Origin of the sequence: uncultured Campylobacter sp. (assembly GCF_938040115.1) — a bacterium.
Taxonomy (GTDB): domain Bacteria; phylum Campylobacterota; class Campylobacteria; order Campylobacterales; family Campylobacteraceae; genus Campylobacter_A.
The window spans coordinates 1-2,005 of record NZ_CALHXD010000299.1 but is presented as its reverse complement, the minus strand read 5'-3'; the positions used below and the strand labels follow the sequence as shown (position 1 = coordinate 2,005).

General features: G+C 45.4%; 1 protein-coding gene. It reads left to right on the top strand.

Annotation, left to right across the window (positions count from 1 at the left end):
- A partial coding sequence (locus Q0314_RS10200; RefSeq protein ID WP_298058717.1) for a TonB-dependent receptor occupies positions 1–2,005 on the top strand: 2,005 nt, incomplete at both ends.

The window sequence follows — 2,005 nt, the reverse complement described above, 5'->3', positions numbered from 1 at the left end:
CAAATCCAGCCATAGCCGACGAGCAAACTAAGCAAAGCGTAAATCTCGGCGAAGTAGAAGTTACCGCAAACAAAATAAGCGAAAATTTAAAGGATGTGCCACAAAGTATCAGCGTCGTAAGTGATACTGAGCTACAAGAACGAGAAGTCAAAAACGTCGAGGAGCTGGTAAAAACTATGCCAAACATTACCGGTGTAGGCGGAATGTACGAGGGCATCAGTACTAGAGGACTCAATCCTTCGATATATACGAGTTCTAACCCCGTCACGGTCTATGTCGACGGCGTAGCGCAAAGTAACAAAGACGCAGCCTATATCCCCGTTACAAATATCGATCACGTCGAGGTTTTGCGAGGTCCTAGCAGTGCGATCTACGGCAAAGACTCAATCGGCGGCATCATTAATATCGTTTTAAAAGAACCGACTAACGAATGGAGCGGCAGCGTCGGCGCCGAATACGGCTCGCACAAATACATGCTAGGTCTTTTTGAAACCAGCGGCGCGCTGATTGATGATAAACTATTTTTAGGCTTAAACGGCTCGGCGTCCAAAGAGGACGGCTGGATCATCAACGATCTAAACGGAGAAAAAGCCAACGACAAGAAAAATTATAATTTCGGACTAAATTTAAAGATAGTGCCGACCGAGCGATTTACGATCAAAATTTACGGAGATCTTTTTCACCGCCAGGACGACTCGCTCGATGAGCTTTTTATCCCAAAGTCTAAGCTGGGTAGCATCTCAAAAGCCGAAGCAAAACATATAAATTTAGAAACGCCCGCCCGCGTAAAGCAAACCTCTAGCTCGGGAGCGTTAGATCTAAAATATGAATTTGACAAATTTGACGCGACCTCGGCTACGACCTTTCGTAGAGCCAAAAAAGACGGGCTTTACGACGAGGATTTCGGTAGTAAAATAACCTATCTCGACCCCGATCACTACGGGCTAATTACATTTTTAAATTCTAAAAATGATACCTTCTCCGAGGAGCTTAGATTTAGTAGCGTAGACGAGCAAAGCTTCAAATGGGTCGGCGGGCTTTATTACGAAAACGAAAAGCAAGTCTTCGGCCCGATCGGCGACCAATACGGCGACGGCGGTAGGACGATAGTCGAGGATTGGCCTTCGGTCAATCGCGCGCAGACGGCATCGGTATTCGGTCAGATCATCTATCCGATCACGAGCAAATTTGATGCTACGCTTGGCGGCAGGTATCAGCAGATCAGAAAACACACAAAGGTCGATTACTTTTCATACGAGCTGGGACACAATCCCGGTGCGCCCGCGTTTTCGATGGACGAAAAAGCGACATTTAGGACGTTTTTGCCAAAAATCGCACTTGGATACGATATCACCGACGAGCTAAATATTTACGCGATGTATTCAAAGGGCTATCTAGCCGGCGGCTTTAATTTCTACACCACCGGCGGCAGCAGGGAGGATAATAAATTTGACGCACAGACGAGCGATGACTACGAGATCGGTGTAAAGGGTTCGTATGAGAGCTTTAGATTTTCTACCGCGCTATTTTATATGGACATCAAGGGCACGCATATATTTTATACCGACCCCAATAACCCCAACATCTACTCGACCGCAAACGCCGATAAATCAAAATCTATGGGTGTGGAATTTGAAGGCGTCGCAAAAGCGAGCAAGGAGCTTGATATAAATTTAGCCGCAAGTCTGCTAAAGACCAAATACGGAGATTACATCAACAAAGACGGCACGAATAATAAAGGTAATAAAATCGAAAAAAACCCCGAGTATAAGCTCTCTTTGGGCGCGTCATACTACGCTCCGATGGGAATTTATACAAGACTGGACGGAAATATGATAGGCAAGACCTACTTCGATGCTCAAAATAAGCTAGCCCAAAAGAGCTATTTTACGGCGGATGCAAAAGTAGGCTACCTAAAAGATGGCTTTGACGTGTATTTTTACGTCAAAAATTTGACCGACAAAGAGTATTTCTCGCACATACGCGACAGAGCGAGTAATGTCTT